Origin of the sequence: Fortiea sp. LEGE XX443 (assembly GCF_015206815.1) — a bacterium.
Taxonomy (GTDB): Bacteria; Cyanobacteriota; Cyanobacteriia; order Cyanobacteriales; family Nostocaceae; genus Nostoc_B.
The window spans coordinates 1-17334 of sequence record NZ_JADEXZ010000022.1 but is presented as its reverse complement, the minus strand read 5'-3'; the positions used below and the strand labels follow the sequence as shown (position 1 = coordinate 17334).

The 17334-nt window shown below is 38.6% G+C and carries 14 protein-coding genes and 1 pseudogene; 6 read left to right on the top strand and 9 right to left on the bottom strand.

All coding sequences use genetic code 11. The features are described 5' to 3' along the window. Nucleotides 1-227: 227 nt before the first annotated feature. From IQ259_RS10830 to IQ259_RS10820, 3 genes are all read right to left on the bottom strand, one after another. Nucleotides 228-938 (bottom strand): DevA family ABC transporter ATP-binding protein, encoded by a 711-nt coding sequence (locus tag IQ259_RS10830; RefSeq protein WP_193884533.1) that lies wholly within the window; start codon nucleotides 936-938, stop codon nucleotides 228-230. A gap of 52 nt (nucleotides 939-990) precedes the next feature. After that, nucleotides 991-2169: an ABC transporter permease DevC gene (gene devC, locus IQ259_RS10825; RefSeq protein WP_193884531.1), complete on the bottom strand. Its 1179-nt coding sequence runs from the start codon at nucleotides 2167-2169 to the stop codon at nucleotides 991-993. Nucleotides 2170-2279: 110 nt separating this feature from the next. Next, a complete protein-coding gene (locus IQ259_RS10820) occupies nucleotides 2280-3515 on the bottom strand; it encodes an ABC exporter membrane fusion protein (RefSeq protein WP_193884640.1) in 1236 nt (411 codons plus the stop codon). Between the two features lie 223 nt (nucleotides 3516-3738). Here IQ259_RS10820 and IQ259_RS10815 point away from each other — a divergent pair, with 223 nt between their 5' ends. From IQ259_RS10815 to IQ259_RS10805, 3 genes are all read left to right on the top strand, one after another. Next, the gene (locus tag IQ259_RS10815; protein ID WP_193884529.1) at nucleotides 3739-4617 is read left to right on the top strand and encodes a TetR/AcrR family transcriptional regulator; all 879 of its coding nucleotides are present in this window, start codon (nucleotides 3739-3741) and stop codon (nucleotides 4615-4617) included. 162 nt (nucleotides 4618-4779) lie between these two features. Then, the gene (locus IQ259_RS10810; RefSeq protein ID WP_193884527.1) at nucleotides 4780-6252 is read left to right on the top strand and encodes a TldD/PmbA family protein; all 1473 of its coding nucleotides are present in this window, start codon (nucleotides 4780-4782) and stop codon (nucleotides 6250-6252) included. A gap of 96 nt (nucleotides 6253-6348) precedes the next feature. After that, entirely contained in the window at nucleotides 6349-7689 is a 1341-nt protein-coding gene (locus IQ259_RS10805) for a TldD/PmbA family protein (protein WP_193884525.1), read from the top strand. A gap of 347 nt (nucleotides 7690-8036) precedes the next feature. On the opposite strand, the gene IQ259_RS10800 is transcribed toward IQ259_RS10805, so the two are convergent. Further along, nucleotides 8037-9554 (bottom strand): catalase, encoded by a 1518-nt coding sequence (locus IQ259_RS10800; RefSeq protein WP_228014478.1) that lies wholly within the window; start codon nucleotides 9552-9554, stop codon nucleotides 8037-8039. 713 nt (nucleotides 9555-10267) lie between these two features. Here IQ259_RS10800 and IQ259_RS10795 point away from each other — a divergent pair. Then, entirely contained in the window at nucleotides 10268-10981 is a 714-nt protein-coding gene (locus IQ259_RS10795; protein ID WP_193884521.1) for a TIGR04283 family arsenosugar biosynthesis glycosyltransferase, read from the top strand. A 378-nt stretch (nucleotides 10982-11359) separates the two neighbouring features. Continuing rightward, complete coding sequence (locus tag IQ259_RS10790; RefSeq protein ID WP_193884519.1) at nucleotides 11360-12094, top strand: TVP38/TMEM64 family protein; 735 nt, start codon at nucleotides 11360-11362, stop codon at nucleotides 12092-12094. A 50-nt stretch (nucleotides 12095-12144) separates the two neighbouring features. On the opposite strand, the gene IQ259_RS10785 is transcribed toward IQ259_RS10790, so the two are convergent. The 4 genes from IQ259_RS10785 to IQ259_RS10770 form a co-directional block, all read right to left on the bottom strand. Next, on the bottom strand, nucleotides 12145-13443 hold the full coding sequence (locus tag IQ259_RS10785; protein WP_193884517.1) for an ABC transporter substrate-binding protein: 1299 nt from the start codon (nucleotides 13441-13443) through the stop codon (nucleotides 12145-12147). 4 nt (nucleotides 13444-13447) lie between these two features. After that, nucleotides 13448-14620 carry a glycosyltransferase gene (locus IQ259_RS10780; protein WP_193884515.1) on the bottom strand — a complete coding sequence of 391 codons (1173 nt, stop codon included), beginning with the start codon at nucleotides 14618-14620 and terminating at the stop codon, nucleotides 13448-13450. Nucleotides 14621-14667: 47 nt separating this feature from the next. After that, nucleotides 14668-15327 (bottom strand): glycosyltransferase family 2 protein, encoded by a 660-nt coding sequence (locus IQ259_RS10775; RefSeq protein ID WP_193884513.1) that lies wholly within the window; start codon nucleotides 15325-15327, stop codon nucleotides 14668-14670. Nucleotides 15328-15419: 92 nt separating this feature from the next. After that, nucleotides 15420-16223, bottom strand: coding sequence for an FkbM family methyltransferase (locus IQ259_RS10770; RefSeq protein ID WP_193884511.1), 804 nt, complete (start codon nucleotides 16221-16223; stop codon nucleotides 15420-15422). Nucleotides 16224-16415: 192 nt separating this feature from the next. On the opposite strand from IQ259_RS10770, the gene IQ259_RS10765 reads away from it, so the two are divergent. Then, nucleotides 16416-17171 carry a class I SAM-dependent methyltransferase gene (locus IQ259_RS10765; RefSeq protein ID WP_193884509.1) on the top strand — a complete coding sequence of 252 codons (756 nt, stop codon included), beginning with the start codon at nucleotides 16416-16418 and terminating at the stop codon, nucleotides 17169-17171. A 70-nt stretch (nucleotides 17172-17241) separates the two neighbouring features. On the opposite strand, the pseudogene IQ259_RS10760 reads toward IQ259_RS10765, so the two are convergent. Beyond that, nucleotides 17242-17334: pseudogene (locus IQ259_RS10760) on the bottom strand (IS5/IS1182 family transposase); the annotation flags it as partial.

The following is a 17334-nucleotide window of genomic DNA, read 5'->3' as shown; positions in this document are numbered from 1 at the left end:
AAGTGAGAATGTTCTTGTTTGAAATGAGAACGTTCCTGTTTAAAGTAAGAACGTTTTTGTTTAAAGTAAGAACGTTTCTGTTTGAAGTGAGAATCTTTCTGTTCTAAGTGAGAATGTTCTTATTTTAAGCTTGAAATTTCCTGTTCTGACGTGGAATGATGAAGTTATAAGGCTGAAGGTTGAGCCTTTTTACTCGAACGTTAGAGTTCAGAGGGTGAAAAGCGATATTACTTTTCTAGTGCTACAGCACTCACACTATCTCTAACAAGATGACCATCTTCCATGTAAATAATCCGGTCAGCAATATCTAAAATGCGGTTGTCGTGGGTAACGAGCAAAATTGTACAACCTTGCTCTTTGGCAAGTTTCTGCATTAATTCTACGACATCGCGCCCAGATTGTTTATCCAGGGCGGCTGTTGGTTCATCGGCTAAGACTATTTTAGGCTGATTTACCAAGGCACGAGCGATCGCTACTCGTTGTTTTTGTCCTCCCGATAAGCTATCTGGATAGTAATTCAGGCGTTGTCCCAATCCTACAGCTTCTAACATTGCTTGCGATCGCATCAGCATTTCTTGGGTTGAAATTTTTTGTTGTACTTCCAAACCCATACGCACGTTCTGAATTGCTGTTAAGCTACCATGCAGGTTATGGGCTTGAAAAATATAACCGTTGCTACGTCGCGCCTGGGTGAGTTCTCCACTACTCGCACTACAAAGTTCTCTACCTAGTACTTGTAAACTACCAGTTTGGGCAGAACGTAACCCTCCCACTAAGGTTAATAGTGTAGTTTTACCAGAGCCAGAAGGCCCGGTCATAATTATAATTTCGCCTGTATTAATGGTGAGGTTGATATCAAATAAAACTTGTTTACGGAGTTGACCTTTACCAAAGTAATGGTCGAGATTTTGGATGGATATGACGGGTATATTTGGCATAATACTAATTCGTAATTCGTAGTTCGTAATTCGTAATTAAGATTATGTTTGTTTAAAACATGTCTGCGGGGTCGGCTGATTGGAGTTTTTGAGTGGCGATCGCGCCAGACATGGTACACATAATTATGGTTAAAATTAGAACTATTAATGCCCTAACTGCTGTCATATATATAGGCAAATTTGTAGCATTAGCAGCTAATTGATAAAGTCCTAAAGGCACAATAAAACCTGGAATAAAACCTAAAACTGCTAAAATGATGGCCTCTTCAAAAATTACTCCTAGTAAATAGGAATTACGATAGCCCATTGCTTTGAAGGTAGCGTATTCTTTGAGATGGGCATTCACATCAGTAGATAGAACTTGATAAACAATAATCACGCCGACAATAAACCCCATCGACACGCCCAAAGTGAAGATAAAACCAATGGGACTTTCTGTTTTCCAATAGTCTTCTTCCATTTTTATGTATTCTGCGCGGGTTAATACTTTGACATCCTGACTTTGCAGATGCGATTTCAAAGCTGCTGCTACCTGCTGGGAATTATAGCCCGGTTGAATGTTAATTAAACCTAGATTAATACTGCCTACTTGTCGTCTGGGAAACAGCCGCAAAAAGTTTTCATCGCTAGAAACTAATGTGCCATCAGCACCAAAAGATGCACCTAATTTGAATGTACCGCTAATTGTAATCGTGTGTTTATCTACTTCAGTGGTGATAACTTTACCTGCATCAATTTGCGGAATAACTTCTTGATATGTACCTCTCGATGCGCGATCAAAAATGAATGTGTCTGGTAATTTAATTTTGTCTAATTGGCTGTTCACTTCGGGAATATCTAAGGCGGATTGCTCAGGACTAAACCCAATGGCTTGCATCGAAGTTTTGCGACGGGTTTGAGGATTCTTCCATGTTACTAAACCGATATACATGGCTTCGGCTGATTTCACACCTGGTACATCTGCTGCTTGCAACAGTCGCCGTCGGGAGAAGGTAGATAAATTCTGCATGTTCCGGCTTTGCGGACTTAGCAAGATGATGTCTGCAAGTATGGCGCGATTCAGACGAGTGTTGCTGTCATACAACGCATTTTGAAAACCCAACTGCATAAAAATTAGAACATCGGCAAAGGCTATACCTGCTAATGCAACTAACAGGCGGCTTTTGTGATGACTTAGTTGCAGCCATCCTAAAGGTGTGCGCCGTTGCAATTCTTGTATGACTTGATTCATATAGCAATTTTGTTTGATTTGTTATTTGTACTTTGTTATGGACACACACAAAAACCTCCCAAACTCTTATTTCTCCGCGTTCTCTGCGTCTCTGTGGTTCGATTGATTTGTCATAATTCAATCACCGCTTTGACTTGCAAATTGGTAAATTTAGCGGCTTTGGTGCTAGAAGCGTTATCTAGCTGCACATGAACTTCTACAACTCTAGAGTCAATATTTTCACTGGGATCTGTGTTGATGACGTTTTGACGCTGCACTTTCCAGCCAATCCAATCAACTTTTCCCTGTAGTTCACTAGGGAGCGAGTTGCTAGATATTCGCACTTTTTGTTGAGGACGAATTTTTCTGACATCGCTTTGATAAACTTCTACAACTGCATACATCTGATTAGTTTGTCCAATTTCTACGATGCCGTCGTTGGATACTTGTTCACCAGAACGTGTATGAATGTCGAAGATTACACCGTCTTGGGGCGACTTAACATAAGCTTGATCTAAGTTTGCCTTGGCTTGCTTCGCCGCTGCTATAGTCCGGTCAATTTCTACTTTTGCAGCTTGCACATCAACAGGGCGTACCTCGGCTATGCGGTCTAAGTTGGCTTCGGCTGATTGGACTTGCTTGCTACCAGTAGAATCAATCCGCGCCAGAACTGTTTTGGCTTCGCTAATTTGCTTGCTACCAGTAGCATCTATGCGGTTAAGATTGGCTCTGGCTTCGCTCAACTGCTCGGTAACAGTATCTACACTCAAGCGTTTACTGTCAAAGGTAGATTGGGAAATTGCACCTTCAGAGTAAAGTTGCTGATAGCGGCGAAATTCTGCTTGAGCATTTTTCAATTCCGCTTCTAATCTTTTGATTGTTGCCTGTTGGGCTGTTTTCTCACCTTGCCATTGCGCCTCTAACCTAGCAACAGTTTGCCTTTGTTCTCTGATTTCACCAATATTTTGGGCTTGTACGCGGGAAATTTCGGCTTTTTGGGCTTCGATTTCGCCCACTTTCGCACCTGCTTGGACTTTCGCCAGATTGACCTTGGCTATTTTGATTGCCTCTTGGGCTTCTTGTAAAGCTGCTTCTAGGCGATCGCTATTATCTAAAATAGCAATTACTTGTCCAGCCTTTACTTTATCGCCCTCTTTGACTAACAATTTCTCTACCCGACTGCCTTGACTAGCAGCAGGGGCCGAAAGTTTAATTACCTTTCCCTTCGGTTCTAGCCTACCTAATGCTGTCACCGTAGTAATTTGCGGTATGCTTACCTCTGTTGTTGGCGCTGCAATGGTAGGCGCTGATTGAACTTGCCAAAATTTATAACCTGCGATCGCAAAACCTATCGCTGCTGCCAACATTATTAGTTGGCGAGAGCTAGGCTTGAAGTATGCGGAACCTTTAACTGCTGCATTATTCACCGTAAGCCCCCTTTTGTTTAGGACGCTAACTAAACAATCTAGTTTAGTTTAACTGTAACTAAACTAAACTGTACATTACAATAATGTCAAGAGTCATCCGAAAATTTCAGCCCTACTCCCCACTCCCTTTTACGCTAGGTTGATTTAGCCAGAAAATCAGAAGATGAGAAAAAACAAAAGACAGACAGAACAAGACAATATAGACCGTTCACCTTCAGCCGAGAAAGTCGATGCTATCCTAGCGGGCGCAATGCAAGAGTTTCTCGAAAATGGCTATGCTGCTACAACAATGGATAAAGTGACAGCCGCAGCGGGAGTGTCAAAAACAACTGTTTACAGCTATTTTCAAGACAAGGAAACATTATTTGCAGCACTTGTTGAGCGACTAGCTCAAGAAAAATGTCTGCCATTATTTAACCCCCAAGACCCAGAATTTCACCAAGGCGAACCTAAAATTGTGCTGCGCCAAGTAGCGGCCAATGTTTTAGAGAAGGTTACTTGCGAACAAGAGTTTCTCGGCTTAATCAGATTAATTATTGGTGAATCGGGGCGATTCCCCCTACTAGCGCAAGTCTTCCTCCGCAACATAGAAAAACCTGGGTTGGAACTTATGTGCCAATATTTTGCCGCCCATCCAGAACTACAACTACCTGACCCAGAGGTAGCTGCACGTATTTTTATTGGTACACTAGTACATTTTATGATTCTTCAGTATATGCTGCATGGTCAAGACATTTTACCAATGGAGCGCGATCGCCTGATTGATAATCTAGTTAAATTAATCACTATTAATCAAATTCCTAAAACTGAACTTGCAGATAAATATTCCGGTACAAGACAAAAATCACCCAGGCGCAGACGTAACTCTTCCGGCAAATTTCAAACAGATTACGGCTCAGAACCTAAACAATTAAGGTCTATTAGACTCACAGACACAGCTTGGGAAAAGTTGGCTGAATTAGCGGCTGAAAATAACCTCACCCGCAGCGAAATGATTGAAATCTTCGCTCGTCAAGGCAATATGGAGGCAGGAGGGAATTAATTCTATTATTGTATATACATGGAAACAACAAACAAAAAATCATCTCCCCTGCGCCCTGCTCCTCTGCCCCCTGCCTCTCTATTCTGGGTAAATTTGCTAGAGTTAACACACTAGGATTTTTCAGTTAAATCTCTGAAATTCAGCCAGCACACGAGGCTACCCATGCTTACAAGTACCCTACTTCTCTCGAACCAACTTCCAACCTTAACATACTCCTCCACAACAGAAAAATTCGATGAAACGTGGGAAGCCCCCCTGGCTACCCTTTTGGGACTAGGACGCGCCGCCGGTGCTGACTTCATTGAATTTTTCTTAGAGCGTCGCAACTATATTAGTTGTTTAGCAGAAGATGATGCTATCACCAGCATTTCACCCAGTTTAGCCACAGGCGCAGGAGTTAGAGTATTTCGTGGCAAAGGCGATTGCTACGTCAGCACAAATGACCTTTCCTTTTCTGGATTAAAAGCAGCCTTAGAAAAAGGACTTTCTATCTTAGGCTTACAGTTACCCGCACCTTATTCCTTCATCCCGGAAATCAATCTGGAATTATTGCGGGATTACGCCACCAAAAGAGGCAAAAATGGATGGTTAGAACTGTGTAGCTCAATCCGCGAAATGGGCGAAATCCTTTTGGATGGTACTGCTAGTCTGAACCAAAAAGCCAGCCATGTACAATCTCGCCGCGCAACTTATTTCCGAGATTGGCAAGAAGTGCTAGTTGCTTCCAGTGATGGAACCTTTGCCCGTGACATTCGCCTCACCCAATCGGTAGGATTTAACTTATTGTGTGCCGATGGTGCAAATCGTGCTTCTATCGGTGAACGTGCGGGAAACACCAGCGATGCTAACTTTCTAAGAACTTGGGACTATACACAAGCCGCCGAGCAAATATCCGAATCTGCTGGGAAGATGCTTTACGCAGATTATGTTGAATCAGGTACTTACCCCATTGTCATGGCCAATCACTTTGGTGGGGTAATCTTCCATGAAGCCTGTGGACACCTACTAGAAACCACTCAAATTGAGCGTAATACTACACCCTTTGCCGATAAAAAAGGCGAAAAAATTGCTCACGAAAGTTTAACAGCTTGGGATGAAGGGCGCGCCGAAAATGCCTTCGGTACAATTGACATGGACGACGAAGGTATGCCAGCACAAAGAACTTTACTAATAGAAAAAGGCGTTCTCAAAAACTTCCTAGCAGATAGAGCAGGTTCCTGGCGTACTGGACATCCCAGAACAGGTAGTGGCCGCCGTCAAAACTATACCTTTGCAGCTGCCAGTCGGATGCGTAACACCTATATAGCAACTGGTGAATATACAAATGAAGACTTATTTGCCTCAATTGATAAAGGTATTTATTGCAAAAAAATGGGTGGCGGTAGTGTTGGTGGTACAGGACAATTTAACTTTAGTGTCGATGAAGCTTATTTAATCGAAAATGGCAAAATCACCAAACCACTAAAAGGAGCAATTCTCATTGGTGAAGCCAAGGAAATTATGAACAAAATTTCCATGTGTTCCCAAGATTTAGAATTAGCACCAGGTTTCTGCGGTTCTGTCAGTGGCAGCATTTACACCACAGTTGGACAACCTCATCTCAAAGTTGACTCTATCACCGTCGGCGGCCGCTAATTATCCGTTTATAAAACCACAGATGCACACAGATGAAAAGGCAAAACATCTGCGTCCATCGGCGGTTAAATTAAAATCCAAAATCTAAAATTGACTATGCCTAATATCAACGATATTGCAAATTACGCCAAAGAAAACGCCGAGAAACTTGGCATCAAAAAATTCGATATCTATGGCTCAACCATAGACGAAACCAGTGTCCAAGTAGATCAAGGTGAGCCAAAACAAGTTAAAGCCTCAAATCGCTCTGGTGTTACCGTGCGTGTTTGGAATGAACATAATACAATTGGTGTCACCAGCACCACAGATGTAGACCCCACAGGATTAGAATTAGCACTAAAAACTGCTTATGAAGCTAGTTTTTTTGGTGTTAAAGAAAATGCACCTGATTTTAGTCCAGAGGCGACGGTTCCTATTTCTCACACACCAGATGATAAAACGCCTCAAGCCCCAGTTTCCGAATTGATAGAAAAACTGCTGAGAGCAGAAAAAGAACTACTAACGGCTCATCCAGCAATTAAGGGTGTACCTTACAACGGCTTGGCTCAAAGAGATATTGACAGATTTTATCTCAATAGTGATGGTGCAGTTAGAAAAGAATCTCATTCTATCGCCTCAGTTTATCTTTACAGTAAAACTGAAGAAGAAAATAAAAAACCACGCAGTGGTAGTGCTTTTAGAATTAGTCGCGGTGTTGGTGATCTTGACATTAATGGTTGCATCAAAGAAACTACTGATAAAACTATCAGTCACTTGAACTATGAAAAAATTCAGTCTGGTAAATATTTAGTTGTTTTCTCGCCTGATGCTTTTTTAAGTTTGTTGGGTGCTTTTTCTAATTTGTTCAATGCTCAAAGCATTTTGGATAAACAAAGCCTGTCTACTCCCGATGATTTAGGTAAAGAAATTTCTTCTCCACTGCTTTCGGTTTACGATGATGCACTACATCCGGCTAATGTTGGTGCGGAAACTTTTGATGGTGAAGGAACACCCACTCGTAAGGTGACATTAATTGAAAATGGTGTATTGACAGGCTTTTTACACAGTGCTGGTACTGCTAAAAGACTGAATGCTCAACCCACAGGTAATGCAAGTATTGGTGCAAAAGTTAGTGTTAGTCCTAACTTTTATCATGTGTTTGCAGCCGCATTTCCTGAACAAGAATTAAGTTTAGAAACTGCGGAAAATGTAATTTTTATCGATGATTTACATGCTTTACACGCTGGTGTAAAAGCATTGCAAGGCTCATTTTCTTTGCCTTTTGATGGTTGGCTAATTCACAAAGGTGTGAAGACAAGTATTGAGTCAGCAACGGTTGCTGGTGATTTCTTACAAGTTCTGAAATCAATTGTTTATATGGAAAAAGAAGTTGAGCTAACACCAGGCGGTGTTGCTCCTAGGGTTTGGGTTGAGGGACTTTCAATTACTGGGGAATAATGTAATTGAAAAAAAGTAGGTTGGGTGGAGGCGTACGAGAGATATTGTAGCGATATAGTAAATCTATTTTGCGCCGTAACCCAACACCAAAACATAATATTGTTAAAAAATATTTTTATCGGGAAAATAATTGCAGCGTAAATTTTACTTCTTGAATCGAGATATTTTTGTAGTTGAGAATTTTGTAGTTTTGTTAATGGCATTTGTTGGATTCCACTTTCACTCAACCTACGGAAGATAGCTTCAACTTCAAATACCCGACTTCTTTAAGAAGTCGGGTATTTTGTTTCTTGTCTATTATTGAGGATTACAATATCACATTTAGAGAGCAATCTTTCAAATCTATATCAGTTCAGTTCAGCAGCACGTTGTTTAACTGCATCTAAACTAACATTTACTGCTTGAGCTACACGGGTTCCATATTCCGGATTGGCTTTGTAGAAGAAAGCAGTGATTTGAGTCCGGATATTTGCATTTTTGACTGCTCCTAAATCTTCCTTCAAGTTAGCAATCAAATTGTCCTGCATTTGCTTACTAAAGGAGCGATAGAGTTCTCCAGCTTGTTCAAAATTGAGAGTTTTTTGAATTCTTTGCTGTTGAGTTGTACCAGCGATTGGTAACTGAGAGTAGCGATAGTTACTGTCTTGTTGCGGATCTGTGGGTTCCTGGCTAGGCTCGTAGTTCAGGTCAGATTTAGTATTGTAGTAGTTGGCATAACCATCTTGGTTTTTATTGTTAACCTTAACTTGGGGTTGATTAACAGATAGCATCATGTGGTTTCCGCCAAGACGATGCCTTTGGGTATCTGCGTAGGAAAAGATTCTTCCTTGTAAAAGTCTATCTTCAGAAGGTTCAATGCCAGGAATGATGTTACTGGGCGCAAAAGCAGATTGCTCAGTTTCTTGGAAGAAGTTATCTGGTAGTCGATTTAGAGTCATTGTGCCTACTTTACGCATGGAAACCAGATTAGTAGGCCAAATTTTAGTCGGATCTAGAGGGTTAAATTCAAACTTGTCCATATCTTGAGGATTGAGAATCTGCACATACAAATCCCAAGCCGGATAGTTGCCACGCTGAATATTTTCGTAAAGGTCTGTAGTGTGGATACTAAAGTCTTTTCCTTGCATTTTTTGTGCTTGCTGGGTTGTAAAGTTACGCACTCCCTGTAGAGATTTCCAAGTAAACTTGACGTACTTGTATTGACCTTTACTATTCACAAATTTGTAAGCGTGGACACTGAAACCATCCATTTCTCGATAGTTGACAGGTGTACCCATATCTGAGAACACATAAGTCAACATATTGGTACTTTCTGGTATGTGAGAGAAGAAATCAAATACACGATTGGGATCTTGTTTATTTGTAATTGGCGAAGGTTTCAGAGAATGAACCATGTCAGGAAACTTGATGGCATCTCTGATGAAGAACACGGGTAAGTTGTTACCGACTAAATCCCAGTTTCCTTGGTCGGTATAAAATTTAGTCGCAAATCCACGGGGATCGCGCAAAGTTTCTGGTGAACCTTGAGGGTGAATTACTGAAGAAAAACGTACAAATACAGGTGTTTTTTTGTCAGCTTTTTGAAAAGGAGCAGCCATTGTGATGTCTGACAACTCGCCATTGCTGACAAATTCACCATAGGCTCCAGCACCACGAGCATGAACAACTCTTTCTGGAATACGTTCGCGATCAAAACGAGCCAGCTTTTCAATTAAATGTACATCTTGAAGTAATACGGGGCCATTTGCTCCGGCAGTCCAGGAGTTTTGATTATCGCCGACTGGAGCGCCGTTGTCACGAGTTAAAGGAGTCTTTGCACTAACATAATTACTAAATGCAAGTATTAATACTAATGCTAAAGTCATTACCACTGGAAGGTAAAGATTTTTTTGGAGCTTCAATCTAGGAAATTTCATGAGTAGAAACCTCACTTTTTTGAGGGATAGATTTGCTGAATTTGACTCAAACTCCAATGGTGAAGAGTTTAAGTTGATTGAGAATTCATATTTGTGATTAGGGCAATATGAATCAACAAAAATGTTGCAAATATCTTTAAAGTAGTTGCACTTAGCTGCGATCGCTCATTTATCAACAATGAATTCAACCCAAAACTCTGTAGTTACGCAATACTGGGCAGTTGATGAATATAGATCAGTAATGATGTGTTCGTCAAAGACTTTGCCAAGGGCATCGTCTCATCAAAATGACGATTACATCAATTTGTGTTTAGATCGAGTTTGAATTTCGCTATTATTTAGGAAGAGTACTTGGGAATCAGGCTGTGTTTAGCTTGTATTGACTTAGGATAATTCTGAGTTAGTAAAAAGTTGTACTTGAACCAACCCGAAATATAACAGCCCAAGTTTAATAATTAATTGTAATTAGATTAAGCATTGATTATTCCTTCAGGAAGTTGGTGTACACTAATGCTTCAGCAACATATTGCCCCAATAGCCTCAAGCGATCGCAACTAAATCTCGCAACAAGGCCGAACCCCTGTACATGGAAGCCTTGGCGATGAGAAAGCGTTTATTCACATAACTGTAGTATGCTTACATGACGCGTGTAAATCATACTAATGAGTTTGGTAAACCTGACTACTGCTCAAGTCTCAATCATTATTCCCACTCTCAACGAAGCAGGAAATATTAAAGGAGCGATCGCCAGTACTCTATCTAGTGCAAATATAGAAGTGATTGTGGTTGATGGTGGCTCTAGTGATGAAACAGTAGCAATTGCTCAATCTTTGGGTGCTAAAGTTATTTCATCACCTCCTGGCCGTGCTGTGCAAATGAATGCAGGTGCGGTGGTTGCTAGTGGCGAGGTGTTGCTGTTTCTTCATGCAGATACTCGTTTACCTTTGAGGTTTGATGCGATGATACGCACGGCGCTACAACAGCCTGGGAGTGTAGCTGGTGCGTTTGATTTACAGATTGATGCCTCACCTTTAGCTTTAAGATTGGTAGAATTAGGGGTAAAATGGCGATCGCGTTTTTTGCAAATGCCCTACGGTGATCAAGCAATATTTGTAACTCAAGAAGTATTTCAAAAAATTGGTGGTTTCCCTGAATTACCTATCATGGAAGACTTTGAATTCATCCGGCATTTAAAGTCTACTGGACGCATTGTAATTATCAGCACGCCAGTAGTGACTTCTGCTCGGAGATGGTTGCAAAAAGGGGTTTTTAAAACTACCCTACTAAATCAAATTATTATTGTTGCTTATTTGCTTGGGGTTTCACCAACGCGAATCCGTAGCTGGTATCGCAAGGAAAAATTTAGGAGAATTTAAGCTATTTCTCATCTAAATAGCATATTTTCATCCAAAGCTATGTATAGGATGAAAGAAATAATTAACCGCACATAAGTAGGTAGGTGTTAAAAATTGTCGCTATGACCAGGCAGGAGGCAGAGGGCAGAAGGCAGAAGGGAAGAGGTTTTCAAGCTACTTTACTTTCCGTTACATAGTTCGGTTTATTTGCACCTTTCTACTTAGACGCAGATAATAATGCAACATTTTAGCCTTGCCACGCCAGTAGGGTGTGTTACGGGCAAGTATTCGAGCGTTCAAGAAAGTTATAACTAATCGTAACACACCATTAAATACTAAAATTTTCGGTTAATTTTATTAGTTATTTATAATAAAAATATCTTTTTAATTGTAGATATCATGATTGCAAAATCAAAATCAAAATTCAATAGTAAACTCAAATTTTTACTATTAAGTATGTTTGTAGCTGCATTGATATTTGCTGCTAGATTTTTTAACTTTCAAGCAATTTTTCAGACTTTAGTCGCCCAAGTTAACAGTCTCGGAATTTGGGGTGCTGTTGCCTATATAGGTATTTATAATTTAGCCACATTATTATTTGTTCCAGGTTCTGTTTTAACTTTAAAAGCTGGTTGTTTATTTGGTTTGTTTTGGGGTTCAGTATATGTATTAATTGCAGCAATTATTGGTGCAACTTTAGCATTTTTAATTGGACGCTATTTATCACGAAATTGGGTATCACGTCAAATTGAAAAATATCCTAAACTAAAAGCAATTGATTTGGCAGTTGCTAAAGAAGGATGGAAAATTGTTTTGTTAACTCGGTTGTGTCCTATCTTTCCTTTTAACTTATTAAATTATGTTTTTGGAGTAACGCAAGTTTCCTTAAAAGACTATATATTAGGCTCTTTCGGGATTATTCCAGGAACAGTAATGTATGTTTATATTGGGTCATTAGCTGGAAATTTAGCTATGGCTAATATGCCTAATCAAGTACTCACTCCAGAAGCACAAACTTATCAGCTGATTATGCAAGTGATTGGATTAGTTGCTACTGTTGCTGTGACTATTTATGTTACTAAAGTAGCGCATAAAGCTTTAGCTCAAAGTATGGAAGCAAAAGATGATTTCTAGTTGTAGGGTGGGTTAAAGCAATGCGTAACACACTCTACTTAACGATTTAACTATTCTGACTTTTGAGTTTTGACTTCTGAATTCTGCTCCCAAATTAAATCTAGGTTAGCTTGCGCTTTTTTCAGTGCTGTTTCTGGATCTGTACCTAGTAAAGTGGCTTCAATAGCGCGACCAAGACTGTCAGAAATGCGACTATATCCAGCAATTCTTGGTTGAGCCTTTGCTACGGGTAGCTGATTAAAGAATACTTTTAACAGTGGTTGGCTGTTGATAAATTCTTGATAAGTTTTACTTTGAGCAGATTTGAGTGTGACTGGCAAAAAACCGGTTTTCACACTCCATTCTGTTTGGAATTCTTCACTCAAAATATATTCTAAAAACTTGAGTGCAGCTTGCTCTCTAGCTGGCGTAGTTTTCATCACAAAGAAATTTCTTGTGCCTGTGACTGTAGCACTCTTAACACCTGCGGGGATAGGAAATACTTCATGATCAACAGCAGATTTCATGATTAATGTCCAAGGCCCAGTAATTTGCATAGCCACACGCCCTGTCAAAAAAGCATCTTCTTCATAGCCTCGCTCTGGAGGAGAAAGCATAACAGAACCATCTTTGATGAGGTCTTCCCAAAATTTTAAGGCCGCGATCGCACCTGCATTGGTTAAATTGGGGCGATTATTAGTGACAATCTCGCCTCCCGCAGCGTACAAAAAGGGAAACCAACTAAAGACTGTCCATCCTTGTTTTCCTAAGGGTAATAACATACCATACTGTTCAGGACGGCGATCGCCATTGCGGTCTATGGTTAATTTTTTCGCTACCTGTCTGAGTTCTTCCCAAGTCTTGGGTATTTCTGTAATTCCCGCAGCTGCAAAAAGTTTAGGTCGATAGAAAATTCCAACATTACTTGTGTCCATTGGTACTGACCAAATATGACCATTCAACTGCATTTGTTCCAGTAAATTAGGTCGAATATCAGACTTCACTGGCAATTTTTCTAACCAATCTTCTAACGGTCGAATTGCTCCTAATTCCACAAATTGACCTGTATATTCAGGATAAAATGACAGAATATCAGGCGGTACATTAGCAACAACTGATGTCAATATTTTCGGTAATTGTGGATCAGACTCAAAGATAGATTCCACGAAAATATCAGGATGAGTTTGGTTAAATCTATCTACTAGTTGTTGAAAAACATCTCGATATATAGGGGGATTGATAGATTGCCATAATGTGAGATGAATTACGCCATCGTCCTTCTGTGTGATTGACTGACAACCAGATAAACATATTAGACACAAGCTCACAACCATTCCCCGCAGTAAAAACTGCCAAACAGATTTAAACATATCGTTATTGAGTATGGTGTAAGATATCAAATATTAAGCTTTCTAATCTATTTGCACAGCTAGATTCACTAAAAATTCGTTCAATTTGCTGAGAGCGATCGATAATCTCTTTAGGAGTTTTTACACAGTTCATCATTGCTTCTGCTAAAGCATCCACATCACCTGGCGGAAATAAAGTTCCACATTCTAGTAATTCAGAAATCTCGCCAGGGCCAACTGGACAATCACTAGCAATAAATGTTACACCACTGGCTACAGCTTCTACAACAACCAGTCCAAAGCCTTCAAAATGCGAAGAAAGTACAACTGCTCTAGATAGTGAGAAATAAGCTCTAGGATTGTTAACAGACCCAGCAAAAAGGACAATATTATTAATAGCTAAAAAATTTGCTAGAGCTTGTATTTCTGTTTCTAGTTCACCATCTCCTAGCAAAATTAGACGGATATTTGTATGAGTTTTACTAACTTTAGCAAATGCTTTAAGTAAGGTTTTATGGTCTTTTTGTTTGTGAAATCTGGCAGCACATACAAAAGTAACTAAATCTGAATTATTTAACCAAGAATCGGCTATGGGGTGCAGAATTTCGTTACTTGTATCATTTATAGCTGGATTGTAAGATATCACCATTCGATCATGATTTAGTCCAATACTTGAAAATTTTTCATAAAGAGCTTTGCAAACAAGAACTATTCCACTGGCTTGTTTGAGTGCATTTAAATTGATCCAATTATCAATAGTTATATATTGGTTTTGTATTCTGGCTTTGATTGAATTTATTTTACTTTTACTCAATGATTCAGAAATATAATCGCTGTGAATATAACTAATATAGGGTACAGAAAATTTTCCAGAAATAAATTGAGAAATATAAAATAACTTGGTAATAAATGCAGTATGACAAATAACAATATCTGGCTTCTGTTCAGCAATAACTTTACTTAATTGTATCGCTATCCATATTTGTTGTATTATTCCTCCGATAAATAATTGCGTACCTGCAACTTTCATTACAATCACATTTTTTGCAGCTTTAAAAGATACCATCCACTGTAAATCTAAAACAGTCAGAACAACAGCAGATACTTTACAACCAGCGTTACTCTGGGAAGTAATCAGAGAATCAGCAACTTTTGGCGCTCCACCAATGTTATTTAGAATAATATGACAAATGTGCATGTTTGAAGCAGCTTGACAGCTATACTAACTAAAGTGAATTAAAGTTTTTAGGTTAATGATCGCTGTTCCAAATTATCCTTAGTAACGCTTGTTTCTGCTCTTGTATAAACGTAAGTTTGTGGTTCTGTGACTTTTTGAGTTTTGAAAATTTTTTCTGCTCGTTCCCAAAAGTCTGTATCTTCTCCATAAGAAATATTCTTAAATCCCTGCAACTCAAAAAATACTCGCCTCTTACCAAAGAATGTAGGGCCTAAAACACATTCACGTAAATTGATGATTTGGTCTGGTTGATAATAATCAGCTACAAAAATCTCTTCTTCAGAAAAGAATCCTCCTTCAATGAGGTCAATTTCTGAATGCTTTTTCAGGTATTCAAGCCGCGATTCTAGATGATTTTGCTTATAAGCATCGTCACTGTCAAGTAATGTTATGTATTTTCCAAAAGATGCCTGAATTCCAGCATTTTTAGCATACGCTTGTTTTTTATTGCGATGTTTAAGATAACGAATATTATTGAATTGTTGAACGTAATTATTAACAACTTCAAAGGTATTATCTTCGCTACCATCATCAACTACTAAAAGTTCCCAATCTTTAAAAGTTTGAGCAACAACACTATCAATTGCTCTATTTAAGTAATTTGCCCGGTTGTAAGTACAGATAACAATTGATATTTCTGGAATCAAATCAAAATTTATAGGACTCATAACACTCATATTTGATTAATGATTTTACTTGTTGCAGTAGGCAATTAGGCAATAAATTTGCTTCATAATATTCTTCAATTATCTGTATTTTTTCATAAGCTGGCATGAGTATCATACCAAGGTTCCCTAATTTTGAGAGCATCTAGAAATATCTTTCCGATTGGAAACCGGTGAATAATCCCATTTAATCCAATTATTTTATATGTCAAAAAAATACGTTTATAAACTTTGATTATTTCACTTTCTAACAGCCAATCACCTGGAGTTTCCTTTCCAAAAAGTCCACTAGCACCATATTCAAACTGATAAGGGATATATTCACCTTCTCTTGCTGGTAATGGACATACCTGTTTAGGTACTCGTGCTTGATTAATAGCTTTAAATTTTTGATAACCAAGTTCTTTTAGTAAAGCAAGTTCTTCCAATAAATCATTCCAATATGTCTTGGTTGATTCTATAGATATAAATTGTGGTTTCGTGTCAAATTTTTTTAATGCTTTTACACAAAGTAAATCACTACCCTCAATATCAACTTTGAGATAGTAAGGAATACCAAATTCTTCCAAAATGCTTTCAAATCTTCTTCCTTCAACAGTTATTTCAGTAAAATTTGTTCCAAACAACTCTTGGGTTTCATTCACCCTATCTAATGATGTCGTACCCCAAAAGTCTTTTTCTAAATTGGCATAAAAACTAACTGGTTCATCTTTTGGTGATACAGCTACATTCAAAAGAATGAGTTGACCTTTGTCAAGGTAATACTTGAGTCGCTGCTTTGCAGATTCGTAAGTACTAGGTTGAGCTTCAATACCAATAACTTTAAAACCTTTTTTTAAATAAAATTCTGTATCTTGTCCTGTATTAACGCCAACATCTATGATTAGATTACTATTCATTGTTATTAGTTTAAATGCTTAATTTTTAACTAATTCATACTAAAAAGATAGCATTACAATTAATAATGCTAGTGATTTACATTACACTGATAGGCTCTCTTAGTCAATACCGCAGACTCTATTAAGTACCAGTTAAACATTAGAGGTTGATTCAGTTTAAAATATAAACCACTGATAAAAATAGTTAGATTTATGGCTAAGTACCCTGCTCCAGCGTTTTTAAGCGAATATTGGCAAAGTTCATTTGATTTAAAGCAGCACTTACAGGAATTTTTACATTTAGATTCAGAAACACTAGAACAAAAGTTAGCAGTAGGACAGGAAAAAATGGCCGAATTAGGCTATAAAGATTTTGATTGGGAAACAGCAGCGAATTTTTATCGTGACAAGGTAGGAGATGTCTATTTATTTGAGTTGGGAAACTGGCATTTAGAACAAAGTCAAAATATTGAAAATATTTTACATTTGATTGTAGATCATGCCCAAGGTCGGGTGTTAGATTTTGGTGGTGGAATTGGTACTCATGCGATTAATGCTGCCCTTTGCCCAAAGGTTGAGCAAGTGGTTTATTGTGATATTAATCCGATTAATTATAATTTTGTGCGTTATCGATGTGAGCAAATGAAATTAAATCACAAAATGAGTTTTTGCATGGAAATGCCAGAAAATGAGACATTTGATACAATTATTTCCTTTGATGTTTTAGAACATTTGTCAGATCCCATTCAGCAGTTACTCAAGTTTCATAAAGCACTGAAACCTGGTGGTAAAACTATCCTCAACTGGTATTTCTTTAAAGGTTTTAATCAAGATTACCCTTTTCACCTTGATGATCCTGACGTAATAGAAACTTTTTACAAGACACTTCAGAGCAATTTTTTAGAGGTTTTTCATCCTTATTACACTACATCTCGTTGCTACCGTAAATGGGAAGAATTCAGGAATTAGAGTAGTTAAGAATGTGCGAAAATTTGCATTAGTGTAAGAGGGTGTTTGAAAAGTTTTGAGTGGTGAAATTTTATGCCAATCGCCTCACCATGATCCGGATCATGGCAAGGTAAATAAACGTCTCCGATGTTTCGGGCAATAACTCATAATCTCGAACTAATCG

Coding starts and splice junctions, on each gene's coding strand:
- IQ259_RS10830 (WP_193884533.1), bottom strand. CDS start 938: ATGCCAAATATACCCGTCATATCCATCCAAAATCTCGACCATTACTTT.
- devC (WP_193884531.1), bottom strand. CDS start 2,169: ATGAATCAAGTCATACAAGAATTGCAACGGCGCACACCTTTAGGATGG.
- IQ259_RS10820 (WP_193884640.1), bottom strand. CDS start 3,515: ATGTTGGCAGCAGCGATAGGTTTTGCGATCGCAGGTTATAAATTTTGG.
- IQ259_RS10815 (WP_193884529.1), top strand. CDS start 3,739: ATGAGAAAAAACAAAAGACAGACAGAACAAGACAATATAGACCGTTCA.
- IQ259_RS10810 (WP_193884527.1), top strand. CDS start 4,780: ATGCTTACAAGTACCCTACTTCTCTCGAACCAACTTCCAACCTTAACA.
- IQ259_RS10805 (WP_193884525.1), top strand. CDS start 6,349: ATGCCTAATATCAACGATATTGCAAATTACGCCAAAGAAAACGCCGAG.
- IQ259_RS10800 (WP_228014478.1), bottom strand. CDS start 9,554: ATGACTTTAGCATTAGTATTAATACTTGCATTTAGTAATTATGTTAGT.
- IQ259_RS10795 (WP_193884521.1), top strand. CDS start 10,268: ATGAGTTTGGTAAACCTGACTACTGCTCAAGTCTCAATCATTATTCCC.
- IQ259_RS10790 (WP_193884519.1), top strand. CDS start 11,360: ATGATTGCAAAATCAAAATCAAAATTCAATAGTAAACTCAAATTTTTA.
- IQ259_RS10785 (WP_193884517.1), bottom strand. CDS start 13,443: ATGTTTAAATCTGTTTGGCAGTTTTTACTGCGGGGAATGGTTGTGAGC.
- IQ259_RS10780 (WP_193884515.1), bottom strand. CDS start 14,620: ATGCACATTTGTCATATTATTCTAAATAACATTGGTGGAGCGCCAAAA.
- IQ259_RS10775 (WP_193884513.1), bottom strand. CDS start 15,327: ATGAGTCCTATAAATTTTGATTTGATTCCAGAAATATCAATTGTTATC.
- IQ259_RS10770 (WP_193884511.1), bottom strand. CDS start 16,223: ATGAATAGTAATCTAATCATAGATGTTGGCGTTAATACAGGACAAGAT.
- IQ259_RS10765 (WP_193884509.1), top strand. CDS start 16,416: ATGGCTAAGTACCCTGCTCCAGCGTTTTTAAGCGAATATTGGCAAAGT.